At 61.2% G+C, this 25,081-nt stretch carries 20 protein-coding genes and 1 pseudogene; 14 read left to right on the plus strand and 7 right to left on the minus strand.

What is annotated here, in order from left to right:
* The first annotated feature begins 149 nt into the window (after nucleotides 1-149).
* Both AF71_RS22990 and AF71_RS22995 read left to right on the plus strand, forming a co-directional pair.
* Nucleotides 150-635, plus strand: coding sequence for a pyridoxamine 5'-phosphate oxidase family protein (locus AF71_RS22990; protein ID WP_169683302.1), 486 nt, complete (start codon nucleotides 150-152; stop codon nucleotides 633-635).
* Entirely contained in the window at nucleotides 632-1,975 is a 1,344-nt protein-coding gene (locus tag AF71_RS22995; protein ID WP_169683304.1) for a GAF domain-containing protein, read from the plus strand. Before AF71_RS22990 ends, AF71_RS22995 begins: the two co-directional genes overlap by 4 nt.
* A gap of 28 nt (nucleotides 1,976-2,003) precedes the next feature.
* Here the strand turns inward: AF71_RS22995 and AF71_RS23000 are convergent, their stop codons facing one another.
* Nucleotides 2,004-2,867, minus strand: a complete 864-nt coding sequence (locus AF71_RS23000; RefSeq protein ID WP_169683307.1) for a DMT family transporter — start codon at nucleotides 2,865-2,867, stop codon at nucleotides 2,004-2,006.
* Between the two features lie 87 nt (nucleotides 2,868-2,954).
* Between AF71_RS23000 and AF71_RS23005 the strand changes: the two genes are divergently transcribed.
* A complete protein-coding gene (locus AF71_RS23005) occupies nucleotides 2,955-4,370 on the plus strand; it encodes a PLP-dependent aminotransferase family protein (protein WP_169683308.1) in 1,416 nt (471 codons plus the stop codon).
* Between the two features lie 22 nt (nucleotides 4,371-4,392).
* Here AF71_RS23005 and AF71_RS23010 read toward each other — a convergent pair whose 3' ends face one another.
* Nucleotides 4,393-5,169 (minus strand): DUF1194 domain-containing protein, encoded by a 777-nt coding sequence (locus tag AF71_RS23010; protein ID WP_169683310.1) that lies wholly within the window; start codon nucleotides 5,167-5,169, stop codon nucleotides 4,393-4,395.
* A gap of 279 nt (nucleotides 5,170-5,448) precedes the next feature.
* Here AF71_RS23010 and AF71_RS23015 point away from each other — a divergent pair, with 279 nt between their 5' ends.
* On the plus strand, nucleotides 5,449-6,414 hold the full coding sequence (locus tag AF71_RS23015; RefSeq protein WP_169683312.1) for a trypsin-like peptidase domain-containing protein: 966 nt from the start codon (nucleotides 5,449-5,451) through the stop codon (nucleotides 6,412-6,414).
* 395 nt (nucleotides 6,415-6,809) lie between these two features.
* Here the strand turns inward: AF71_RS23015 and xdhC are convergent, their stop codons facing one another.
* On the minus strand, nucleotides 6,810-7,664 hold the full coding sequence (gene xdhC, locus AF71_RS23020; RefSeq protein WP_169683314.1) for a xanthine dehydrogenase accessory protein XdhC: 855 nt from the start codon (nucleotides 7,662-7,664) through the stop codon (nucleotides 6,810-6,812).
* Between the two features lie 231 nt (nucleotides 7,665-7,895).
* A complete protein-coding gene (locus AF71_RS23025; protein ID WP_169683316.1) occupies nucleotides 7,896-8,954 on the minus strand; it encodes an AraC family transcriptional regulator in 1,059 nt (352 codons plus the stop codon).
* A 153-nt stretch (nucleotides 8,955-9,107) separates the two neighbouring features.
* On the opposite strand from AF71_RS23025, the gene AF71_RS23030 reads away from it, so the two are divergent.
* From AF71_RS23030 to AF71_RS23065, 8 genes are all read left to right on the plus strand, one after another.
* Nucleotides 9,108-9,875, plus strand: a complete 768-nt coding sequence (locus AF71_RS23030; protein ID WP_169683318.1) for a 3-hydroxyacyl-CoA dehydrogenase — start codon at nucleotides 9,108-9,110, stop codon at nucleotides 9,873-9,875.
* Nucleotides 9,876-9,900: 25 nt separating this feature from the next.
* Nucleotides 9,901-11,088, plus strand: coding sequence for an acetyl-CoA C-acyltransferase (locus AF71_RS23035; RefSeq protein ID WP_169683320.1), 1,188 nt, complete (start codon nucleotides 9,901-9,903; stop codon nucleotides 11,086-11,088).
* 22 nt (nucleotides 11,089-11,110) lie between these two features.
* Nucleotides 11,111-12,238 carry an acyl-CoA dehydrogenase family protein gene (locus AF71_RS23040; RefSeq protein WP_169683321.1) on the plus strand — a complete coding sequence of 376 codons (1,128 nt, stop codon included), beginning with the start codon at nucleotides 11,111-11,113 and terminating at the stop codon, nucleotides 12,236-12,238.
* 68 nt (nucleotides 12,239-12,306) lie between these two features.
* Nucleotides 12,307-13,539 carry a thiamine pyrophosphate-dependent enzyme gene (locus AF71_RS23045; protein WP_018857998.1) on the plus strand — a complete coding sequence of 411 codons (1,233 nt, stop codon included), beginning with the start codon at nucleotides 12,307-12,309 and terminating at the stop codon, nucleotides 13,537-13,539.
* 1 nt (nucleotide 13,540) lies between these two features.
* Entirely contained in the window at nucleotides 13,541-14,554 is a 1,014-nt protein-coding gene (locus AF71_RS23050) for an alpha-ketoacid dehydrogenase subunit beta (protein ID WP_169683323.1), read from the plus strand.
* Between the two features lie 3 nt (nucleotides 14,555-14,557).
* Complete coding sequence (locus AF71_RS23055; protein WP_169683325.1) at nucleotides 14,558-15,814, plus strand: dihydrolipoamide acetyltransferase family protein; 1,257 nt, start codon at nucleotides 14,558-14,560, stop codon at nucleotides 15,812-15,814.
* Between the two features lie 5 nt (nucleotides 15,815-15,819).
* On the plus strand, nucleotides 15,820-17,217 hold the full coding sequence (lpdA, locus tag AF71_RS23060) for a dihydrolipoyl dehydrogenase (RefSeq protein ID WP_169683327.1): 1,398 nt from the start codon (nucleotides 15,820-15,822) through the stop codon (nucleotides 17,215-17,217).
* Between the two features lie 101 nt (nucleotides 17,218-17,318).
* Nucleotides 17,319-17,843, plus strand: coding sequence for a hypothetical protein (locus AF71_RS23065; RefSeq protein ID WP_169683329.1), 525 nt, complete (start codon nucleotides 17,319-17,321; stop codon nucleotides 17,841-17,843).
* Nucleotides 17,844-17,862: 19 nt separating this feature from the next.
* Here the strand turns inward: AF71_RS23065 and AF71_RS23070 are convergent, their stop codons facing one another.
* Together AF71_RS23070 and traA are read right to left on the minus strand one after the other, a co-directional pair.
* The gene (locus tag AF71_RS23070) at nucleotides 17,863-18,879 is read right to left on the minus strand and encodes a substrate-binding domain-containing protein (protein WP_169683332.1); all 1,017 of its coding nucleotides are present in this window, start codon (nucleotides 18,877-18,879) and stop codon (nucleotides 17,863-17,865) included.
* Between the two features lie 116 nt (nucleotides 18,880-18,995).
* A pseudogene (gene traA / locus AF71_RS23075) lies at nucleotides 18,996-22,249 on the minus strand (Ti-type conjugative transfer relaxase TraA).
* Between the two features lie 280 nt (nucleotides 22,250-22,529).
* On the opposite strand from traA, the gene AF71_RS23080 reads away from it, so the two are divergent.
* Nucleotides 22,530-22,835 carry a mobilization protein gene (locus AF71_RS23080; protein WP_169683338.1) on the plus strand — a complete coding sequence of 102 codons (306 nt, stop codon included), beginning with the start codon at nucleotides 22,530-22,532 and terminating at the stop codon, nucleotides 22,833-22,835.
* Entirely contained in the window at nucleotides 22,832-24,529 is a 1,698-nt protein-coding gene (locus AF71_RS23085; RefSeq protein WP_169683334.1) for a type IV secretory system conjugative DNA transfer family protein, read from the plus strand. The genes AF71_RS23080 and AF71_RS23085 overlap by 4 nt, the downstream gene beginning before the upstream one ends.
* A gap of 210 nt (nucleotides 24,530-24,739) precedes the next feature.
* On the opposite strand, the gene AF71_RS23090 is transcribed toward AF71_RS23085, so the two are convergent.
* Nucleotides 24,740-25,081: zincin-like metallopeptidase domain-containing protein (locus AF71_RS23090; protein ID WP_246733778.1), on the minus strand; the 342-nt coding region annotated here is incomplete at its 5' end.

The following is a 25,081-nucleotide window of genomic DNA, read 5'->3' on the forward strand; positions in this document are numbered from 1 at the left end:
AGATCCACAAACGACGGGGCAGATGGTTATCCAGACGGCCCAATCCGTGCGGCGTTTCTATAGCGCGCCGGAAAAACGCGCGTTCCTAAAAGAATGTGCAAACCGTGCCGAATATCCTAAAAGGATGTTAAAGAGGGTTAGGACACGCAGTGGGGGCGGCGGTGCAGGTCGACGACAAGCTTCTCGATTTCTTCAAGCGACCACTTATGTGCATCATAGCCGCCGCCGACGAAACGGGGCACCCATCCGCTGGACGCGGTGTCGGCTTCCACATTTTCGACGACCGGGAGACGATCGACGTCATCTTCTCGTCCTGGCAATGGCCTCGGCTCGAAACCTCCGTCCGGCAGACGGGCCGGATTGCCGCCACCTTCGTCAGTCCGTCTGACTATGTAAGCTTTCAGCTCAAGGGGGCCGCCTCGATGCGGGACACTGAGGCACATGATATCGATCGTGCCGACCGCTTCATCGCGGCAGCCACGGGCGAGCTTGAAGCCCTTGGAGTGCCCGGGCGCATCATCACGCCGTGGCTTACTGCGCGCGAGGCCAAGGTCGCTCGGCTTTCCGTGAGTGAAATATATATCCAGACGCCGGGCCCGCTTGCCGGCATGCTGGCTTTCGCGAGGCCCAGATGAGCTTGCGTCTCAGCGACCTGTCAGCCTGCTTCGAAGGCGTCATTCCCTCCATCATCGCCACTGCCGCGGCCGACGGAACGCCAAACATCTCCTATCTTTCTCATGTGGTGCGGGTCGATGAAGACCACGTTGCCCTCTCCAATCAGTTCTTTGCCAAGACGGCGGCGAACGTGCGCGCCAACCCTCAGGTCGCGCTGATCCTTGTCGATGGCTTCACGGGCGACCAGTTCCTGCTCGACATCGGATTCGTGCGCTCCGTCGATGCCGGCCAGCTGTTCGACAAGATAGCGCTCCAGCTCAAGGCGAGCAGCGCGCAGGTCGGCATGTCGGAGGTAATGCGGCTGCGGAGCGCGGATATCTTCCGGGTGCGCCGGATCGAGAAGGTCCCCTCCCCGGTGGAAACCACGCGTAGCCCGACAGGCCGTGATAGCGTCAGCCTTCCCGCTCTCTCGGACGCAATCCGGGCCATCGAACGGCAGGGAGAAGCGGACGAGATCATCGATAGCCTGCTCGCCGGTATTCAGCGCGTTCTTGGATATCGAAATGCGGTCGTGCTCATCCATGATAGCCATCGCGGCTGCCTGGTCACGACCGGCAGCCTCGGCTACGACCGCTCGGGACTGGGATCCGAAATCGCCGGGAGCGAGGGGCTGATCGGCGCGGCGGCAACGAGCGGACAAACGATCAAGGTCAGCGACATGAGCCGCGTGCGCCGGCTCGGGGAAGCGATCGGCATGGAGGCAGAGGCATCGGAAAACGCCACGCGTATCGTCGCCTTTCCGCAATTGCCCATGGTAATGAGCCAGATCGCCGTTCCCATGTCAGCTCGTGGCACCGTGATCGGAGTACTTTTCGTCGAAAGCGCGGAACGGCTGGCCTTTCGCGAGGAAGATGAGGCCGCGCTTGAAATTCTGGCAGGACAGGCCGCCAGCGCCTTGAGGGCGAGCGAACGGGAGGCGGCGTCGGCCGAGCCGACGCAGGGTGCACCCGCGCTTGCATCCGAACCTGCGGCCAGCGGCCGGGATATCCGTGTTGTCCATCATCGCGTGGACGACAGCGTGTTCGTCGACGGTACCTATATCGTGAAGGGCATTGCCGGTACGCTGCTTCGTCTGATGCTCGAATGGCACCTGAGCGACGGCCGCAACGAGTTCACCAACAGGGAGATGAGGCTGGCCGTTGGCGGCCGGATGCCGGAGATAAAGGACAATCTCGAGACCCGACTGTTGCTGCTGCGCCGGCGGCTCGAAGAGAAGCAGGCCCCAATCCGGATTGTCAGGGTCGGAAGGGGCCGCGTTCGTCTGGAGGCGGAAGGAGCACTCAGGTTCGACGGCGCTTGAAAAGCGCTGCCGACAACGAGGCGCCGCGCTATCGGGCGAATTTGCGGGCAGCCGCCACGCAGGCAATCACCGCTGCGGTTACCGCAAACATCGTCCAGGTCACCGTTTCATGCAGCAGCGTTGCGGCAAGCGTCAGGCCGAGGAAGGGCTGAAGCAATTGCAGTTGACCTACGCTCGCGATTCCGCCTTGTGCCAGGCCCCGATACCAGAAAACAAAGCCGATCAGCATGCTGAATAAAGAGACATAGACGAGGCCCGCCAACGCAGGGGCATTGATGCCCGAGAAGCTTGTCGGCATGAACCAGATCGATGCAAGGATCATCAGCGGCAGCGACAGAACGAGCGCCCAGGAAATGACCTGCCATCCCCCGAGTTTCCGCGAAAGCTTCGCCCCTTCAGCGTAACCAAGCCCGCAGACGACGATCGCCGCCATCATCAAGGCGTCTCCGAGGGGCGCAGCACTCAGTCCCTGCGCCAAGGCGAAACTGCAGACCAGCGCACTTCCCATCACTGCAAAGAGCCAGAATGCCAACTTCGGACGTTCCCCGCCGCGGATCACGCCAAAGATGGCGGTGGCAAGTGGCAGGAGCCCGATAAAGACCACCGAATGTGCCGAGGTAACATGCTGCAGGGCAAGCGCAGTCAACAATGGAAAGCCGACCACCACGCCTGCGGCAACCACCACCAGCGATATCAGATCGTCTCTTGCCGGACGCTTCTCCTTGAACAGCAGCAAAAGCAAAAGCGCCAGTGCTCCTGCAATTCCCGCTCGCGCCACTGTCAGAAACACCGGATCAAACTGCATGACCGCCACACGCGTGGCGGGCAGCGAGCCGCTGAAAATCACGACGCCAATAAGGCCGTTAAGCCACCCAGATGCGGTGCGGTCCATGTACACTGCCTTTCTCACATGCCGTTCTTATCGGCCCAAAGCCTTGGCAGCGCCAGCGACAATCTGGTACAGTTCAAGAAAACTGTTATGCTTGAGGTAGCAGTACAGATGGATGTAAATACGGAACTCAACACCAGCCGGGTGGCGACGGTCATGGCCACGATCCGGCAACGGATCGCCGGCCGCAACCTGACGCCAGGCGCGAAATTGCCATCGGTGCGGGCAATGGCCAAAGCATCCGGCGTGTCCACGTCGACGGTCGTCGACGCCTATGAGCGCCTGGTTGCCGAAGGCGTGATCCTGTCTCGACCGGGTTCCGGTTTCTACGTCGCAAACCAGGCCGCTCCATTTTCCCTCTCCGACATCGGCCCCAAGCTGGACCGAGCCGTCGATCCGTTCTGGGTATCCCGGCAGTCGCTTGAAGCCGATGACGGGGATCTGAAGCCAGGCTGCGGCTGGCTCCCACCGTCCTGGCTTCCGGAAAACGGCATTCGACGGGCCTTGCGAACACTGTCGCGTGCCGACAACACGGCGTTCGCCGACTACGGCTCGCCCCTTGGATTACCGCCGTTGCGCCAGCACATCGCGCGACGCATGGCGGAGCGAGGCGTGGAGGCCTCCCCGGATCAGATCATGCTGACGGAATCGGGCACACAGGCGATCGATCTCCTCTGCCGTTTCCTTCTCGAACCTGATGACGTCGTGCTGGTGGATGATCCCTGCTACTTCAATTTCCAGGCGCTGCTGCGGGCCCATCGTGCCAGGATCGTCAGCGTTCCCTATACACCCTCAGGTCCGAACATCGAACTGTTCGGCCAGGTTGTCGCTGAACACCGACCACGCCTCTACATCACCAACTCGGCAATCCACAACCCGACAGGCGCGACGCTTTCTCCTGTTGCGGCCCACAAGGTGTTGAAGATCGCGGATCAATTTGAACTCACCATCGTCGAGGACGATATTTTCGCCGATTTCGAGCACACGCCGGCGCCCCGTCTTGCGGCGTTTGATGGCCTGGACAGGGTCATCCATATCGGAAGCTTCTCCAAAACCCTGTCGGCCTCGGCGCGCTGCGGTTTCATCGCCGCAAAGCCGGAATGGGTCGACGCACTGATCGACCTCAAGATCGCCACCACATTCGGCGGCGGGCGGCTTTCGTCCGAACTTGTTTATAAGGTCCTCAGTGATGGCAACTACCGCAAGCATGTCGAGGCTCTGCGCAGCCGGCTCTCGGAGGCGATGTTTAACGTCTCGGCGAAGCTGAAGAACCTCGGCATCGTTCCCTGGCTGGAACCCTCGGCAGGCATGTTTCTTTGGTGCCGGTTGCCCGGAGACGTCAACGCCGCCGATGTTGCACGCGCTGCCCTGGAACAGAAAATTGTCCTCGCCCCAGGAAACGCGTTCAGCCTTTCACAATCAGCCCAGAACTTTATGCGCTTCAATGTTTCCCAGACGTTGGATGCCCGCGTCTTCGATGTGCTGCGCGACACTTTGAGGGGCTGAGCGGGCGGCAGCCGGCTCGCGATCATCGCTCGAACATGTCCTGCCATTGCCGCTCGCCGATCATGCAGTCGGTCGCGGGTTGGCCGGCGATCCGCTGTGTCGCCGGCGGTGGAGGAAGACCACTGACCTCAAGCACAAGTTTCCGCCGCACCGCGACGGCGAAATCCTCGATCTTGTAGACCGGCAAGACGAAAGAACCGGGGCCGCCGATCACGCAATCCGCATAATACCTGTCGAGACCGGCTGGAGCCCCGGACGGGCGCAGCATGAGCGCAAGTCCATTGATGACCATGCCCGTCTCCACTGCCTTGTCGCGCGTTGGCGCAACCGGACTGCCGGAATTGTTCGTACCGTCTCCCGAGACGTCGATCACCTGTCGCATACCGGTGTAGGGGCTGGAGACGATCATCGCAGCCCCTTGCGCAATCGCGGTGGAGATCGACGTGCGGCGCTGCGTGGCGATCGGCCGCTGCTCGAGCTTGTTGGCAAAGTCGATCGCGTCCTGTTCCGTCGCGATCACATGCCAATCGATGACGGAATCCGGCACCACATAGCCCGCCCATTCGAAGTAACTGATCGCAATGCGGCCTGTGAGGCCCCCGGTCACCGCGTCGATGAATTCTCTGTGCTTGAGCGCCTCGACATAGCCTTCGCGCTGGATGCGAGCCTCTTCCTGATCCATGGATCGAGAGGTATCGACAGCAAGGACGAGTTTCACGTCAACCTCGCCTCCCCCGGGTTCCGCCACAACGGGGGTTGCACCGGAGAGGCTGATCAGCATCGCGAGCGTCGCAAACATGGCACTCCAATCCCTTTATCCAAGCAGTCAAAAATGTAGCACAGCTTGATATGCAGGCGACGTTGCCTTGCATCCCCTGGGTCAAATTTCAGTGATGGGTCGGCGCAATGCCGGCGTCTCTGAACGTGTCCGCTACAGCAGCTCGGACTCACCCCTTGATTTAAGTTGCGCGCAATCTCATCTGAATAGACACTATTTCAACCTGTCGAACCGACAGCCCCTCGCCTTTGCAGCCGCTGCCGTTCCTCAAAGCGACGCTTGCGCGTCGGAGGAGTTTTCATGGGATTCCTGGATCGTGACATCCAACCGTCTCAGGACGCTAGCCTGTTGGATGCCTATTCTCATTCTGTATCGAACGCGGTCGACCTCGTCGGCCCCGCGGTCAGTCGCATTGAAAGGGTGGGCGGCCGCACCGGACACGGTTCCGGTTTCGCGATCTCTCCCGATGGTCTTGTCGTGACGAACAACCATGTCGTCGACGATGCCAAAACCGTTCGCATCAAAACGCCAGATGGCGCCGTGATCGAGGGCAAGGTGCTGGGCCGGGATCCGGACAGCGACCTCGCTCTCATTCGAGCGAACGACTGGCCGGGCGCCTGGGCCAAGCTTGGGGACTCGAAGAGCTTGAAGCGCGGCCACATCGCAATCGCAATTGGCAATCCGCTCGGTTTCGAGTGGACGGTGACGGCTGGCATCGTGTCCGCGCTCGGCCGATCGATGCGTGCCGCCAGCGGACGCTTGATGGATGATATCATCCAGACCGATGCGGCGCTCAATCCGGGAAATTCCGGAGGCCCGCTGGTGTCCTCGGCAGGCGAGGTCATTGGCGTCAACACGGCCGTGATCCAAGGTGCGCAAAGCATCGCCTTCTCCGTCGCTTCCAACACCGCCAAGCATGTTGTGTCGGAACTCTTGAGGTTCGGCCATGTGAGGCGCGCCTACATCGGCATCGCGGCGGATACCGTGGAACTGCAACGCCGCGTGGCCCTGGAAGCCGGGCTTGCCCAGACAACGGCAGTGCGACTGCGCCGGGTCGAAATTGACAGTCCCGCAGCGCGAGCCGGGCTTCGGGAAGGTGACTACCTGCTTGCGATTGATGGCCACCCGACCTCGGGTATCGACGACGTGGTCAGGCTCATGGATGGCGACAGGATCGACATGGAAGTCGAGGTGCTGATCTTTTCAGTCGCGGGGCGGATCGAACGCCACACGGTCCGTCCGACCCATCGACCGAAGTCGGCTTAGCCGTCAGGCCGTAGCCCTCGACCTCGCCCAATCTTACACGCGGTCTCAAGCAGTGAAGGAACGACCGAGCGCCCGCGATTGTTTCCTAGTTGAAAGGAGACGTCATGAGAGAAGAGTCACGCGAGATATCGTATTCACCGGCCATGTTGCAGAGACAGTATTGCCTCGACAAGGGAGAAGCGCGGCGGCTGCTGACCAGTTTCGGCAGCTCCCGGCATGAAATGGACAGGCTGCTTGCCGCGCGAGGCAGAACAACATTGCATCGAAGGCGCGAAATTCATACGCCTCTGTCAAGAGTTCCCTTTGGCATCGGATAGCCACCGATCGTGACATCGTAACAAATCACGGTCGGTCAGGAACCCGACGGCTGCCTCGAGGGAGCGGTAGTCGAAAGGTCATTCGTCAGCCTTGAGCTTGTGCTTTCCGCTAATGGCCCCCGCGCCGAAAGATAGCACCGCCACCATAATCTCGGCAGCCGCCAGCGTTGCGATGACAGCGGGGCGCTTATCTTTTATGGCGGTGCCGCCGATCGGGCAGACGAGGCGATCAAGAAGCTCTGGCCTGCCCACTTCGCGTGATAACCAATTCCTGAAGGTCGCACGCTTCGTCTTCGAGCCGATCATCCCGACATAGGCGGCATCGTCACGACGCAGTGCTTCCGTGGCAATCAAAAAGTCGAGCGCGTGATCGTGGGTGAGGATGACAAACGCGCTTCCTGCCGGTGCATTGCGCACGATCGCCTCGGGCATTGCGGTCAGGCACGTTTCGATCCCCGAAGCACGCGAGGCGGCAAGCTCGTCTTCACGGGTATCGACCAGTATTGTGCGCAATGGCGCCAGTGACAGCGCAAGGGCCAATGCGTCGCCAACGTGACCGGCTCCAAAGACATAGACATGGGGCCGTTGGGCAATCTCGTCATCGGCCCGAGCAATCAACTCATCGGCCAGTTCGCTTGTGACTGCGGTGAAGGAAAGGCCAACGCGACCACCGCAGCATTGACCGATCTCAGGCCCGAGAGGAATGCTCATCGTCGCTACCGACTGGGACTGGCGGAGTGCCCGTCGTGCCTGGTCGATCGCCATATATTCCAGTTGGCCGCCGCCGATCGTTGAAAAGGAACGGCTCTTGGACACCAGCATCCAGGCATCGGTATCGCGCGGCGTCGAGCCAACCGCTCCCGTCACTTCGACGAGTATGCAATCCGGTTCTCCGCGCAAGAAGTCCCGCAAATCCTCGCGAGCGGCAGGCATACCGATCAACCTTTCCTTTCAAGAACACGCATGCGCTCGATGGCACACGTTCCGGCATCCGAAGCACCGATGCACGGAGGAACATGATAGTCCGCAATGCTCGCTGCCGCCATATCCCTGGCTGCCCTCCCCTGACGACGCCCCCTCGTACTCGGCACGGCAATGGTGCGCCGTTTAAATACCATCGTCAGCCGGGTATTTTCATGCGCCGAGTGACGGACCTTGAAAAGTTCAGGGCTCGATCCGGGAGACGTGACGCATCGTCCGCGAGCTGCGCCCGTCCTGCCCGGCCGCGCCACTGCCCTCGCGCCGGAACGCGTCGGGGCTTTTCGACATCCATTTGCGGAAGGCTCGGAAGAAGGCGCTGGGCTCCGAATAGCCAAGCTGGGCGGCGATATCGCCTGTTGTCTTCGACGTGTTGAGCAGCAGATCGACGGCAAGATCGCGGCGTATGTCATCCTTGATGCCGGCGTAACTCTGGCCTTCGTCACGCAAGCGGTGACGCAAGGTTGAGGGCGGTATCCGCATTTCAACAGCGAGATCCGAAAATCTCTTCCATGCGGCAGGAGGCACCTTGTCCAAGCGCCGCCTGACGCTGGAGGCGAGCCCCGCATCGTAGCGATAGCGCACGAGGATATTGGCCGGTGCGCCCCGCAGAAACTGCTTCAGCGCCTGTTCCGTGCGTGTGACCGGCAAATCCAGCATTGCGCTGTCGAAACCGAGGCGACTGGTTGGTTGTCCAAACCTGACGGGCGCTCCGAAGAAGAGGCGATAGTCAGCCCCCTGCGTCGGCTCGGCGCAACGGAAATCGACAAGCCGAATCGGAATGCGTCTGCCGACCAGCCAGCAGGTTATCCCATGGATAAGGATCCAGTAGGTGCGATAGGCGAAGGCCGACCGTGCTTCACAGACATCCGTTAGTTCGATCTGGGCAAGCCCGTCTCTGACAACAAGCTTGCCACGCGGATCGTCCAGCACCACGTCGAGGAACCGCAGTGCCCGGCGCAGCGCATGGCCGAGCGTCGGCGCCTGCAGGACACAATGGCAAAGCAGCGTAAAGCTGCCGCTTCGCATCGGACGCCCGCCCATCCCGAAAAACTCGTCATCGAGCTCCTTGGCAATCGCAAGCCAGAGAGCGCCATAGCTCTCGGCGGATACGGGCTCATCGATAACCTCGGGCAGCCCCAGCGACAATAGAATTGGCGCTGTCGGCCGCCCTGTTCGGCGCAAGCTGTCAAGCGCCTCCTCGACGAAGCCACGCGCGATCATGCGTCTCTCAATGTCAGCCACCAGCTCCTCCACCTATGGCAAAACTGTCCGAAACAATGCAGCATTTTTGTCATCGCTTGCAATATGGCGACGGAATAGAATCCGTCAGCTTGGGCTGGGCCGGGGAGGTGTCACAGTCCGGGCAGACGATCGCAAGGTGATGGGAGCAAACCGATGCTGATCCGTGAAGGAAGCTTTATCGTTACCGGTGGAGGTTCTGGCCTGGGCGCTGCCACGGCGCGCATGCTGGCTGAGAACGGCGCGCGCGTCATCATCGCCGACCTCAACGAGACTGCCGGCGAAGCGATCGCCGCGGAACTCGGGGTGAACGCAAGATACATCAGGGCCGATGTGACAAGCGCCGGGGATGGTGCAGCTGTCGTGGCCGCCGCGATGGGGGCCTTTGGCGGCCTGAGCGGGCTGGTGAACTGCGCAGGCGTGGCGCCGGGCGAGAAGATCATCGGTCGCAACGGCCCCCACGACCTCGACAGCTTCGTGCGCACGATCACCATCAACCTCGTTGGCACGTTCAATATGATCCGATTGGCGGCATCTGCCATGCAGCAGCAGGACCCGGACGCTGAGGGGGAGCGCGGCGTCATCGTCAACACCGCATCGATCGCGGCCTTCGATGGACAGGTTGGACAGGCCGCATACGCAGCGTCCAAGGGTGGCATTGCCTCAATGACGCTTCCGATTGCACGCGAGCTTGCCCGCCATGGAATTCGGGTCGTGTCGATCGCCCCGGGCATCTTCGAGACGCCTATGATGGCCGGCATGCCACATGAGGTGCAGGAAGCGCTCGGCAAGAGCGTGCCCTTCCCGCCACGCCTCGGAAGGCCTGCGGAATTTGCGGCGCTGGTGCGCCATATATGTGAAAACAGCATGCTGAACGGCGAGGTCATTCGCCTCGACGGCGCATTGCGCATGAGCGCGCGCTAGCGCGTTTTGACCCGGAGACTTGAACATGGCTTTGCAGGACCCTGTCGTCATTGTCGGAACGGCGCGCACGCCGATCGGCGGCTTCCAAGGCGAACTCAAAGGGGCAACGGCGCCCGACCTCGGTGCCACCGCGATCCGCGCGGCACTTCAACGAAGCCGTGTGGAGCTGGATGCCGTCGACGAGGTCGTCTTCGGCTGCGTGCTCCCGGCCGGCCTCGGCCAGGCGCCTGCCCGGCAGGCGGCGATCGGCGCGGGCCTGCCTTTCTCGACCGGTGCAACCACCGTCAACAAGATGTGTGGCTCCGGCATGAAAGCCGTCATGTTGACACATGATCTCCTGGCAGCGGGCAGCGCCACGATCGGCGTCGCCGGCGGCATGGAAAGCATGACCAACGCGCCCTATCTTCTCGATCGTGCCCGTGGCGGTTACAGGCTCGGCCACGGACGCGTCATCGATCATATGTTCCTCGACGGGCTGGAGGATGCTTATGACAAGGGACGTTTGATGGGCACCTTCGCCGAGGACTGCGCCGAAGCTTACCAGTTCACGCGCGAGGCGCAGGACCATTATGCGGTGACATCATTGACCCGAGCGCAAGAGGCGATCCACACCGGCTGCTTCGAAGCCGAGATCACGCCAGTCACGATCGCTGCGGGAAAGAGCGAACAAACGGTCAGCCGGGACGAGCAGCCGGGCAAGGCGAAGATCGACAAGATCCCGCTCCTCAAGCCTGCCTTTCGTGACGGCGGGACCGTGACAGCTGCCAATTCCAGCTCGATTTCCGACGGTGCGGCCGCCCTCGTGCTGATGCGTCGTTCCGAGGCCGAGCGCAAAGGACTGGCACCGCTCGCGACCATTACTGGACACGCCACACACTCGCAGGCGCCCAATCTCTTTGCTACGGCTCCGATCGGCGCCTTGCAGAAGCTCTCCGATCGCACCGGCTGGCCGCTCGAGACCGTCGATCTCTTCGAGATTAACGAGGCCTTTGCGGTTGTCGCCATGGCTGCGATGCGCGACCTCAGGCTACCAGAGGAAAAGGTTAACGTGCACGGCGGAGCCTGCGCTCTTGGCCACCCGATCGGCGCATCCGGCGCGCGTATCCTGGTCACGTTGCTTGCCGCTCTCAAACGCTACGACCTCAAGCGCGGGATGGCAGCTCTGTGCATTGGCGGCGGCGAAGCGACCGCCGTGGCCATCGAGCGGCACTAGAGCGGACAGCAAGGAGGCAAGCATGGTTCTTTCCGATCTCCAGCAGCAAATTCGCGATCTGGCACGCGATTTTGCCCGCGAGCAACTTGCCCCTGGTGCGGCAGCACGTGACCGGGAACACAGGTTTCCGCGCGAAGAGATGAGCGAGATGGGCGAACTCGGTCTGCTTGGCATGCTGGTTCCCGAGGAATATGGCGGCTCCAATACCGGAACGCTCGCTTATGCAGCAGCTCTCGAGGAGATCGCTGCAGGCGACGGGCCATGCTCGACCATCATGAGTGTCCACAGTTCGGTCGCATGCGTGCCGATCCTGAAGTTCGGCACCGAGGAGCAAAAGCAGCGTTTCCTGCCGAAGCTTGCCAGCGGCGAATGGATTGGCGGCTTTGCGCTGACGGAGCCGCAAGCAGGTTCGGAAGCGTCCAACCTGCGCAGCCGCGCGCGCCTCGATGGCGATCACTACGTGCTCGATGGCGCCAAGCAATTCATCACGTCGGGCAAGAACGGTCAGATGATCATCGTCTTTGCGGTGACCGATCCGGATGCCGGCAAGAAGGGGATTACCGCCTTCATCGTACCGACCGACACGCCGGGCTACGAAGTCGTCCGCGTCGAGGAAAAGCTTGGCCTGCATTCGACCGACACGTGTCAGATCGCCTTCAGCAGCATGCGCATCCCGGCCGAATTGCGGTTGGGTGCGGAGGGCGAAGGCTACCGGATCGCGCTGGCAAATCTCGAAGGCGGTCGCATCGGCATCGGCGCTCAGGCTGTCGGCATGGCACGCGCCGCTTTTGAGGCAGCGCGCGACTATGCACGCGAGCGCACGGCTTTCGGCAAGGCGATCATAGAGCACCAGGCGGTCGCCTTTCGCCTCGCCGATATGGCGACCCAGATCGAAGCAGCGCGCCAACTCGTCTTTCACGCTGCGGCGCTGCGCGACAATGGCCTGCCGTGCCTCTCCGAAGCATCGATGGCCAAGCTCTTCGCGTCCGAGATGGCAGAGCGGGTCTGTTCGGATGCGATCCAAATCCATGGGGGCTACGGTTATATGGCGGACTATCCGGTCGAGCGCATCTATCGGGATGTGCGCATCTGCCAGATTTATGAAGGCACAAGCGACGTGCAGAGAATGGTGATCGCGCGCAATCTATAAGAACAAGAACTGCGGCGTTCCTCTTTGAGGAGAGAAGCGAGCACCGCAGTTGGGAGGGAAAGTACGATATGACGGACACAGCTCAACTGAGCCTTCATGTGCCGGAACCTGCCGTCCGGCCGGGCGGCCTACCCGATTTCTCCAACGTGAAGATAGCCAAGGCAGGCGTGGTGCCGCGCCCTGAGGTCGACGTTGCGCCGGAAGAGATCCGCGACCTCGCCTACTCGATCATTCGTGTCCTCAACCGCGAGGGAGAGGCTGTCGGCCCATGGTCGGGCATGCTCTCCGACGAAGAGTTGCTGATCGGCCTGCGCAACATGATGAAGCTTCGCGCCTTCGATGCTCGCATGCTCATGGCGCAGCGACAGGGCAAGACGTCCTTCTACATGCAGCATCTCGGCGAGGAAGCCGTCAGTTGCGCCTTCCGTAAGGCGCTTCGCAAGGGCGACATGAACTTCCCGACCTACCGCCAGGCAGGTCTCCTGATCGCCGACGACTATCCGATGGTCGAGATGATGAACCAGATCTTCTCGAACGAAAGCGATCCGTTGCGAGGGCGCCAGCTGCCGATCATGTATTCGTCGAAGGAACACGGCTTTTTCACCATCTCGGGCAACCTCGCCACCCAATATGTCCAGGCGGTCGGCTGGGCCATGGCGTCGGCCATCAAGAACGACAGCAGGATCGCGGCTGCCTGGATCGGCGACGGCTCGACGGCGGAGTCTGATTTTCATTCCGCTCTCGTGTTCGCCTCTACCTACAAAGCCCCGGTCATCCTCAATATCGTCAACAATCAGTGGGCGATTTCGACATTCCAGGGGATCGCCCGCGGCGGCTCCGGCACGTTTGCAGCGCGCGGACTTGGTTTCGGCATTCCGGCCCTGCGCGTCGATGGCAACGACTATCTCGCGGTCTACGCCGTCGCACGTTGGGCAACCGAGCGGGCACGGCGAAACCTCGGACCTACCCTGATCGAATATGTCACCTACCGCGTTGGCGCCCATTCGACTTCTGATGATCCGAGCGCCTATCGGCCAAAGACGGAGTCCGAAGCCTGGCCACTGGGCGATCCGGTGCTGCGCTTGAAAAAGCACCTGATCATCAGGGGCGCATGGTCGGAAGAGCGGCATGTCCAGGCCGAAGCGGAAATCATGGATGAGGTGATTGAAGCCCAGAAGCAGGCCGAGCACCACGGCACGCTGCATGCAGGGGGCAAGCCCTCGGTGCGAGACATCTTCGAAGGCGTCTACGCGGAAATGCCGCCACACATTCGTCGCCAGCGGCAGAAGGCAGGTTTCTGACATGGCCAGGATGACGATGATTGAAGCGGTGCGCAGCGCCATGGACGTTTCGATGGCCCGCGACGACAACGTGGTGGTGTTCGGCGAGGACGTCGGATATTTCGGCGGCGTGTTTCGTTGTACCCAAGGACTGCAGGGGAAGTACGGCAAGACAAGATGCTTCGACACGCCGATCAGCGAGTCCGGCATTGTCGGCACCGCTATCGGCATGGCGGCCTATGGGCTGAAGCCCTGTGTCGAGATCCAGTTCGCCGATTACATGTATCCGGCCTACGATCAGATCACCCAGGAGGCCGCCCGCATCCGCTACCGCTCAAACGGCGACTTCACATGTCCGATCGTGTTGCGAATGCCCACTGGCGGCGGCATTTTCGGCGGCCAGACCCACAGCCAGAGCCCGGAAGCATTGTTCACACATGTCTGCGGCTTGAAGGTCGTCGTACCGTCCAATCCCTATGACGCGAAGGGGCTGCTCATTTCCTCGATCGAGGATCCGGATCCGGTGATGTTCCTGGAACCGAAGCGGCTCTACAACGGGCCATTTGATGGCCACCACGAGCGTCCGGTCACGCCATGGTCGAAGCACGACCTCGGAGAGGTGCCCGAGGGCCATTACTCGATCCCGATCGGCAAGGCCGACATTCGGCGCTCAGGCTCAGCCGTGACGGTCATCGCCTACGGCACGATGGTGCACGTGGCGCTTGCTGCCGCCGAAGACACGGGCATCGATGCCGAGGTGATCGATCTGCGCAGCCTCTTGCCGCTCGACCTCGATAGCATCGTGCAGTCCGTCAACAAGACCGGGCGATGCGTCGTCGTCCATGAGGCGACCCTGACGTCAGGGTTTGGCGCAGAGATCGCATCTCTCGTGCAGGAGCACTGCTTCTACCATCTCGAAGCGCCGGTCATGCGCGTTGCCGGCTGGGATACGCCCTATCCGCATGCGCAGGAATGGGACTACTTCCCCGGCCCCGGACGGGTTGGACGGGCGCTTGCCGAAGTCATGGAGGCCTGACACATGGGCGAATTCACGATCAAGATGCCCGATGTCGGCGAAGGCGTGGCGGAGGCCGAGCTTGTTGAATGGCACGTCAAGGCGGGCGACCCGGTCAAGGAGGATATGGTCATCGCCGCCGTCATGACCGACAAGGCGACGGTCGAGATCCCTTCGCCCGTTACGGGGACCGTCGTCTGGTTGGGCGCTGAAGTTGGCGACAAGATCGCCGTCAAGGCGCCGCTTGTCAGGATCGAGACTGGCGATGGCGAGACGGCAGGCGACGTGAAGGCACCTCCTGCCGAGGCACCGGCGAAAGCTGCCGACAGTCCACCCCCTGCAGTCGAGCCGGACACCCGGCCGGTCACCAAGGCCGCGATTGTGCTTCGCCCCGAGGCTCCGGCACCGGCAGAAAAGCCGCTGGCATCACCATCCGTGCGGCTCTTTGCAAGGGAAAGCGGCGTTGACCTGCGCCAACTCAAGGGATCGGGACCCGCCGGCCGCATTCTTCGCGAGGATGTCGAGCTATTTATCGCGCGCGGCGAAGTGCCGTCCCAACCGGTAACGATCGCCAAACGGACGTCGACCGAGGAGATCAAGCTCACCGGCCTCAGGCGCCGCATCGCCGAAAAGATGTCGTTGTCGACTTCTCGCATTCCCCACATCACCTATGTCGAGGAAGTCGACATGACGGCGCTGGAGGAATTGCGGGCCACCATGAACCGCGACCGCAAACCGGAGCAGCCGAAGCTCACTGTCCTGCCGTTCCTGATGCGGGCAATCGTGAGGGCTGTCGCCGAACAACCGAACGTGAACGCGACCTTCGACGACGACAAGGGCATCCTCACCCGGCATGGCGGTGTCCATATCGGCATTGCCGCGCAGACGCCCGCCGGGCTTGTCGTCCCTGTTGTCAAGAACGCGGAGGCGCGTGGCATCTGGGAGTGCGCGACCGAAATGGGCCGCCTGGCGGATGCTGCGCGCGCGGGCACCGCGACCCGCGATGAATTAAGCGGTTCGACCATCACCATCAGCTCGCTTGGGGCGCTTGGCGGCATCGTCTCGACGCCTGTCATCAACCACCCGGAGGTCGCGATCGTTGGCGTGAACAAGATCGCTGTGCGCCCGGCCTGGGACGGCACCCAATTCGTGCCGCGCAAGATGATGAATCTCTCCTCGAGTTTCGACCACCGCATCATCGACGGATGGGATGCCGCCACCTTCGTCCAACGTGTTCGGGTCCTTCTCGAGACGCCCGCCCTTATCTTCATCGAAGGCTAACATCCATGAAAGAGATCGTCTGCAAGCTTCTCGTCATCGGCGCCGGGCCGGGCGGCTATGTCTGCGCCATCAGGGCCGGACAACTCGGCCTCGATACCGTCATCGTCGAGGCGGGCAAGCCCGGCGGCACCTGCCTGAATGTCGGATGTATTCCGTCAAAGGCGCTCATCCATGCGGCCGAGGAGTTCGGAGCCACAAGACAGATGCTTGCTGGCAAGAACGCAATGGGCATTCGTGTCGAGGCTGCTTCGATCGACCTCGCAAAGACCATCGCCTGGAAGGATGGGATCGTCGGTCGGCTGAATGGAGGCGTCTCCGCCCTGCTGCAGAAGGCCAGGGTCAAGATCGTTCACGGCCGCGCGGCCTTCCGCGACGGCAAAACCGTGGAGGTCGAAACGGAGGTCGGCACGCAGGTCGTTCGTGCCGAGACGGTGGTGATTGCTACGGGTTCCGAACCTGTGGAACTCGCAGCGCTGCCATTCAGAGGTTGGGTCATCTCGTCCACGGAGGCGCTCTCGCTGGCCGAATTGCCGAAGAAACTCGTCGTCGTGGGTGGTGGCTATATCGGCCTCGAACTCGGCACGGCATTTGCGAAGCTGGGGTCGGAGGTAACGATCGTCGAGGCGATGGAGCAGATACTGCCGCAATATGATGCCGATCTCGTGCGGCCGGTTGCACGACGGCTTGGCGAACTTGGCCTTCGGGTCCTGACAGGCGCAAAAGCGAAGGGCCTTTCGGACGACGGCAATGCGCTGGCCGTCGAGACGTCGGACGGCCAGCAACAACTGCTTCCCGCCGACCGCGTGCTGGTGACCGTGGGTCGCCGCCCCAAAATATCGGGATCGGGTATCGAAGAGCTCGATCTCGATCGTACAGGACCATATCTGCGTATCGACGATCGCTGCCGCACCTCGATGCGGGGCGTCTATGCGATCGGTGATATTACCGGCGAGCCAATGCTGGCCCATCGCGCCATGGCGCAGGGAGAAATGGTTGCGGAGATCGTTGCCGGCAAGCAGCGTGCCTGGGACAAGCGTTGCATCCCGGCGATCTGCTTTACCGATCCGGAAATCGTAACGGCAGGACTTTCGCCGGAGGAGGCGCGCGCCCAAGGCTACGCGATCCGGGTCGGTCAATTCCCGTTCAGCGCGAACGGCCGCGCAATGACGATGGTGTCTGAGGAAGGCTTCGTGCGGGTCGTGGCGCGTGCGGATACCGGTCTCGTTCTTGGCCTGCAGGCCGTCGGTGCGGGTGTCTCAGAACTGTCGGCGAGCTTTGCGCTGGCAATCGAGATGGGCGCACGGCTGGAGGACCTCGCGGGCACGATCCACGCGCATCCGACACGGAGCGAGGCCGTGCAGGAAGCAGCACTGAAGGCGTTGGGGCACGCGCTGCACATCTGATACGATTTTTCCGCAGGAACGGCTTGGGAGGCGCGATATCGGTTTGGCCACGCCGCACAATCTGATAGCAAGCGCGCTCCACCGTCACCGGAGCAGTTGAGATGGCCGCCGCATTGTATCGAGACTACATCGTTGACCTGAAAGCCAGGATCGATGACCTGCACACCAACGCGGAGAGCTATCAGAGCTACGCGTTGACGATGGAACTGCTGGCCCAAAAGAACCTTGTCAGCTACTCCGCAAAAAAAGCGAAGGGGCTGACGGAAGGCATCTCCTATCGACGCGACTTTACGACGGGGCAAGCTGTCCGGATGCAGCAGGAAAGCGCCTATGCGCTGTTCAGCGGGTTCTTCAATCTTGGCCAGTTTCTGGCCTTCACCGGACAGGGGCGCGAGCAGGATGCCAAACAGTTCGCCGAGCTTCTAACCGATAATTGGCAGTACCCGACCTGTGCGGTGCATTTTGACTACCGTCGGAAGGGACAACCAAAGACGGCGTCCACCCGGATGCACTTTGTTGGATTAAATGGGGAGGCGGAAGCCACATCCTACGAGCAGACGGCTCGAACGGACAGTTTGGTGCTGCGCAGACCTTTTGCATCTGCTCTGTTCTGGGAATGGAAATAACGCGGCCGGGCAGATCGACTTAGCCGCCCCGAATCGAGCCGCGCCAAACCAGTTCGGCATGAAGTCTGATCGACTGCTCCTGGAGGGCGCCGTCATTGTCCGGCTGCGAATGCGAGAGCCAGTCGATCGCCTTGGAAGCTATCGCTGAAACCGGCTGGGCGAAGGTCGTCAGGTCATACGAGGACCATGAGGCCTGCTCGATATTGTCAAAGCCTGCAATGCACAGCTGGTCTGGCACCGATATCGAAAACTGGTGGCGGGCGGCGTCCATGAACCCGCATGCGAGGAGGTCGGTCGCGCAGAAGACGGCATCCGGGCGTTCCAGGCGCGTCAACATTCGCTGTGCAAGGACTTTTCCCGCATCGTAACCCGTCCACCCATGACGCTCGACAGAAACCTCCATTCCGAGCGCATTCGCCGCCGCGACGAATCCCCGCTCACGAGCCATCAAGCTTGGTGTTCCGGCTTCCGAGTTGGCAAAAGCCAGCTTCCGGCATCCAGCTCTGACGAAGGCGGTCACCACCTGCCCGGCCGCCTCGCGATCATCAAGATTGATCCGCAATGGACCGGGCTGTTCGTCATCGCGATTGATGAGGACAAGCCGCTGTCCGCTTCGCAGACAGAGTTGTGCGATGGATTTGTCCGGCATTCCGGACAGGATGATCGAAGCATCTGCGCGATAGCGGATCGCTTGGCGAAGGGCTTGGTCCACGCTGCCGTCCGAGCGGTCCGTGTTGATCAACATCGCCACCTTGCCGGCATTCTGCAGCAACATTGTCAGTTCGCGTAGCAAAGCAGAACGATTGGGTGTCGCCACGTCGGACACGATGAGGCAAACAATGCCGCTTTCATTGCGCATGAGACCGCGGGCAAGAGCATTTACGTGATAGCCGAGCGTTTCGGCTGCCTCGAGCACCCGTCGCCGGGTCTCGGGTGAGACGCTGGCACCTGGCGTAAACGTCCGCGACACAGCGGATCGTGAAACGCCCGCTCTATCAGCGACTTCCTGCGCACTTACGAACACCTTCTCCGACACGCGTTCCCGTCCCCCACCCACATGAAGTCTGCACATTGCTGAACGGCACACAAGTCGAGTTTTTGCCTTCCGCCATGAACATCTGGTGACAGCCAGCGCGTTCGGCATTGTCGACGCTACATCCCCAATCGCAACCCCTTCCTCCGTGAAAGCGAGCGCTTCATCTCACTCTGCTGAGTGAGTTCGGCCCGATGGCTACGATCGGCGAGGCGTACGACGTCGCGGATGCGCTCGATATCGCCAGTCTGATTGAGCCCAGCCCGCCTCAGCTGCTCCGCAAGATCCGACGGATTGGCGCGGCCGAAGCGTTTTTCGATCGCACTCGCCGTCTCACTTGCCTCGTCGAGCGCCTTGGAGCCCTCGATCGTTACCTTTAGCTGTGCAACGAACGCCCCCTTTTCCGCGTAAGGCAAATCATCGAGCTTCCGAAGCAGCGCCTCGGCATGGTTGCTGAGACCAGGCACGTCGATCACATCCTGCTTTTCTCGCCTCCATTGCTCGGAACTGCATTCCGCCTCAAAACGGCGTTGCCAAGTCTTTCCGGATTGTTCGACACGAAACGCAAGCGCGTTGACGAGGCCAAGTGCCTGTCGGCGCTCGGCGTTCTCTCCGAATGTTCCTGTCCTTCCGACGAGAGTGCCGAGTGTCTCCGGTGTGGAGCGAAGCTGTTTCCCGAGTTCAGCAGGGTCTACGTTTCCTTCGACAATGCGGCCCCGCAACCCGTCAATGACGGCATGTGCGTTGGAGTATATCCGTCGGGCAAGCAACTTCGCGGATTCCCAATCGCGTTCAAATACCGGCATCGCTTTCAAGCGTGCGACGTCATCCACGCTGTTCTCATACTTCGCGATTGCCGGAATTAGCACCGGACGATCATGACCGTGGTCAAGCCTCTCAGGACGGACGCCTTCACACACATTATGACCACTCAGCGACGGCATTTCGTGCGTGGGCGCGACAGTGTGCCCAGCCGGAACGGACCGCTCCTCCTTCTCGGCCTCACCGCCCTTGCCATGGTGATCACCTATGCCGCGTCGGCCGGCAACCGATGGGGCATAGTCGAGCGTGGTCTCCTTGGCCCCTGACCTGCTGAGTGTCTCACTCAAGGACCGCACCGTCTTGAACTCGTCCAACCCCGCATAAAGCTGCGCCTTCTCACGATGACGGGTCATTGCGACGTAGGCCAGATGTCGGTCCATGGTCCTCGATGCCAGAACGAAACTGCAATCCACCGTCGACCCTTGGGTCTTGTGGATTGTTGTCGCGTAGCCGTGATCAAACGCCTGATAACTATTCACCGGCATAGTCACGCAGCGTTGGCCATTTGCCGCCTGTGCGCTTCCATCAAGCCGGACTTGTATTGCGTCCGGCGCGACAGATATCACTTCACCCAACATGCCGTTCTTGACGCCGAGGTCGCGATCATTTTCCAGAAAAACGATCCGATCGCACGGGGCGAAGGCGCGTATCCCGTTGTTCGTCCGGTAAGTGAGTTCATGACCCTGAACGTCCGATCCTTTAGCGCCTTTCGCAAGGCCACCACGCTCCTGTAATGCTGCCCGTATTCCAGCATTGATCGAAGCCACGTCCTTGCGACTGTGCGCCATCGCAATGCGTGTAGCATCAGGGTTTGCCGATCGGTCAGCAACATAATCCGCAATGATCGCCTTCAAAGCATCCTCGCGGCTTGCCTTCAGATGAAGATTTCCGTGTGCGTTGTAGGCTGACAGCCCAGCAGCGGTCCGGTGAGAGGCAAAGTCGATTGAGGCCCGCTTTTGCCAATCCGATCTTTGCCTGCGAACTTCAGAAAGCTGCGCATGTCCGACCACTTTTGCGATTGCTCGAAACGGCGCTCCTGCTCCAATCGCCTGGAGCTGTTCATGGTCTCCGACAAGGACGAGTTTTGCTCCAGCCTCTCTGATCTCCTCGACGAAGCGCGCAAGCTGCCGGCTTCCAATCATTCCGGCTTCGTCGATGACGAACACATCCCTCGATTTGGGGCGACTGCGACCGGCCTGCCAACTGTATTCCCAGGACGCAAGAGTACGGCTCACTATGCCTGACGATTCCTCCAATCCTTCGCCGCCTTGCCGGCAAGCGCTGCCCCGTGAACACGATAGCCCTGAGCCTCCCAGGCCTGCCGAGCGGCTGCCAGCATCGTGCTCTTGCCGGCACCGGCCATGCCGAGCACCACTGCGATCTGACCAGGCGCGGTGACATGTTCGATCGCACGACGCTGTTCGCCCGACAGGCCCTGCCCCGATGATGCACCGCTCGCCTTGATGAGCCGGTCCTGATCGAAAATCGCTTTTTCAACGTGCCGCTTCGAGACCCAGTGCTTTTGAAGTCCTTTCATTGCCACCACCGAGGTTGCCATCGCACCCTCGACCGCAACCATCTCCATCGTCGAATAGCGTGCCTCTCCGCTGCCGCCGCGATCCGCTGTTTCAGGTTTCAGTTCGACCAGTGCCTTGGACGACATGACTGATGCAAAGGCATTCTGGAATGTCTGAGGATCATCATTGATGTAGCGGTGCAGGGCCCGGGCAATGTCGTAACGGTTGAAGACACTCTTCTCGTTGGTGATGAGCTTCAGAATCTCTTCGGGACGCCGGCGAATTGTCTCTGCATTTCGATCGGCCGATTGCGGAGCGATGCGGGCACGCGAGACTTGCCCACCTTGGCGACCTATCTGGGTCGCGTGAACACCGACATGTTCGGTCGGCTCGATCGTCAGCCCAGCCTCCAGGTGCGAGCGGTGGTCAATGCGAACATCGACGCTTGCTTTCGCAAGATGCCGATTGGCGAGGTGCTCCCAAGCTTGCCGGAGCTCCTGCAGCTGCAACTGCGATGGGAGCATATGGTTGGCGAGAAGCCATCGGTTCTCTCGCTCAAGCAGCGTCTTATCGCCAAGGCCACACTCTTTCACCTCTCGGGTCGTCATCATCAGATGCGCGTGGCAGTTGCGCAGATCGCTTTTGACGTCGGGCTGATGGATTGCGAAGTCGACGGCCGCGCCATAGCGATTGGCGAGATGCTGGGCGAGCGCACGGGTCAAAGCCAAGCGCTGATCTGAATTGAGCTCGTGCGGCAGCGCGATCTCGAATTCCCGGGCGATACGCGCGTCGCTTCGCTTCTCCGCACGCTCGGCGGCGTTCCACAAGACCGATCGCTTCATTGCCCAATCAGCCGACACTTCAGCGGGCAATACGATCTCGGCATGCTCGACACCCTTTTTGTTGGTGAAGTCATGGGTCATCCCGTCGCGCTCATTGGTGAGCCGCGCCGCGGCACGATAGGCGGCGGAGGCGACAGCACTGCGCCCGCCACTGCGAGCGATCGCCTTCATGCTGAGATGATAGATCGCCATAGTCCTCCTCTTCCCGCGGGGTCTGCCGGCCCGCGCACTGAGTTGCCCGGCAACTCGTAAGTGCGCCCTTGTGCCCTCGTCGGCTTGCCTCCTCCGGCCCAATGGGAGCATGCAGGCGATGCCCGCGACCAGTGTCTCCGTGGCCTGCTGCATGTATCTACCCGCAGATTTGCGAGTTGCCGGAATGCAAGGGTTCGATGAGCCTCATGGCCGCGCATTCATCGCGGACGACACCTGGCCGGACATGCGCTTCAGCAACGTTCAAAGGGGAGACAGCAACGTGGCACGGAAATCAATCGGCGAACGGCTGGCGCAGCTGGAAGCGCGGCGAAAGACACTGCAGATTCGCCTCAGCAAGCAGGAGCGCAGCATCGACACCAGGCGCAAGGTGCTGATCGGCGCCCTCATCCTGCATCGGCTGACCAACCGCGATGTGCAGATATCGGAAGGGCTCGCCACGTGGCTCAGATCCGAACTGCCGAAGTTCCTGGTCCGGGATGCCGACCGGCAACTATTTGACGACCTGCTGGTGGCGCAGGCGCCAACCTCGGGCACCCAGACCGTTGACAGTGAGGTGGGCCAATGACCCAATTTGCTCTCGTCAAACGCGCAGCGGCAAACATGATGCGCATGGCAGCGCGCGACCCGCTATGGGCGATCGTTGCGATGATCACGTTTCCGTTCCGCTACGCAAAGTCGTTCGCCATGCATGCGCTCGGCTATGTCTTGATCATCCTGATCGTCTCAATCGGGATCGACTATCTGACCTGGCGCCTTCCCGGCAGCAGCGAAGGAGGCATCCTCGTCCTTGTCGGCAATTGCCTGTTTTTCCTGTTTGCACTGGCGCTGCTCCTGCGGATGCTGTCGGCTCCCCTGATCACCCATTTCGGAATGGCAAGTGATGACACGCATGGCTCGGCGCGCCTTGCCAGCAAAAAGGAAATCAAACCGCTGACGCGATCACCTGACGGCCTGCTGATCGGTCGCGCGCCTAGCTCGGGCCGGCTTCTCCGCTATGACGGACCGGCCCATCTCATCACGATGGCACCGACCCGAAGCGGCAAAGGTGTCGGAACGATCATCCCGAACCTGTTGACGGCGGATCGTTCGATCATCTGCGTCGATCCGAAAGGCGAGAATGCAGCAATATCGGGGGACGCACGGCTCCGCTTCGGACAGGTTCATATCCTCGATCCATTCGGCATTTCCGGCATGCCATCGGCTGCCTTCAATCCTCTCAGCGGCTTTGACGCTGACAGTATCGATGTCGCCGAAGACGCGGCCACACTTGCCGATGCGCTCGTGTTCGACGAACCAGGCCTTGCGGGCGATGCTCACTGGAACGAGGAAGCCAAGGCCCTGATTGCGGGACTGCTCCTCCATGTCGTTGCAACCCAGCCCGATGACAGGCGCACGCTGACGATGCTGAGGCACATGCTGACGCTGGCACCAGAAGCGTTCCGCATCCTGCTCGACGAGATGCAGGACAGTGATGCGGTCAATGGACTGATCGCGCGTGCGGCCAATCGGCATCTAGGCAAGTCCGATCGTGAGGCAAGCGGCGTGCTTTCGGCCGCCCAGCGGCACACGCATTTCCTCGACAGCCCGCGCATGACCAACGTGCTTTCGCGATCGGATTTCCGGTTTGGCGATCTGAAGTCAGAAAAGGCGACCGTCTTTCTGGTGTTGCCGCCAGACAGGCTTGCGGCCTATTCGCGCTGGCTGCGCCTGTTGATCTCCCAGAGCCTGATCGAGATGGCGCGCACGTCACCTTCGTCAGTTCCATCGGCGCCACGTTCATCGGCACCACCCGTCCTATATCTTCTCGACGAGTTTGCAGCCCTTGGTCATCTCGCCCCGATCGAGCGAGCGATGGGGCTGATGGCGGGGTACGGCGTGCAGCTCTGGCCCATCGTCCAGGACATTCATCAGCTACGCGCCACCTATGGCCAGCGCGCCGGCACGTTCTTATCGAATGCCGGCGTGTTGCAGGTCTTCGGGGTCAATGATCATGACAGTGCCCGGCTCGTCTCCGATCTGCTCGGTGAGGAGACTGTCGTGTTCAATACGATTGCGCGCGCACTCAATTCCGAAAAGACCGGTCTCTCGTTGGCCGAGCAGCATGTCGCCCGCCCGCTTCTGACACCCGATGAGGTCCGCAACCTGCCCCTCAGTGTCCAAATCCTGTTCATCGCCGGACAGCGGCCGATTGCCGCCGGAAAGCTCAGATATTACGCGGATCCGGAATTTGCGGGACTGTTCGAAAAGCAGCAAACTTAAGATGAGGAGGCGCTCTCCGGGGCGCCATTTTCTTCAATACACGTCAAGTCCGAGACGTCAGTATCTTGGCCAAGCCGCGAGCAGCGGTCATCGCCCGCGAATTTAATCAGAAGCGTCGAAAACTTGATCTGGCCAAGGGATGCACTGAACGAGCCAGTGAGAAACAACCCCGCTCGGGTTGGGCGGGGTCCTGTTTTCCATTCGGCATCGTCATGTGTGAAAGGGCGGCTCACGCCGCCCCTCGTCTGCGATGCGTGGCTGCAGGTGGTGCAGGTAATCGACGGCACGCTGCGCCTGTGAGGCCGCCTGGAAGATCGCGCGCTTGTCACCGCTGAGCAGTGTCAGCCAGCTATCGATATAGCTTGCATGATCGGGACGCGGCTCGAGTTCCGGAACGATCCCGAGATCGGCGCACAGGAATGCGCTGCCGAGTTCGGCAATCAGTTCTTCCCGGGCGCGCTCACTGCGATCCGTCCCATAGCGGCTGAGATCGCGATCGAGCCGTCCCTTTGCCGATGTCCAATGCGTCAATTCGTGGCAGATGATGGCAAA

It is taken from the genome of Rhizobium sp. 57MFTsu3.2 (assembly GCF_012932765.1).
GTDB lineage: Bacteria > Pseudomonadota > Alphaproteobacteria > Rhizobiales > Rhizobiaceae > Rhizobium > Rhizobium altiplani.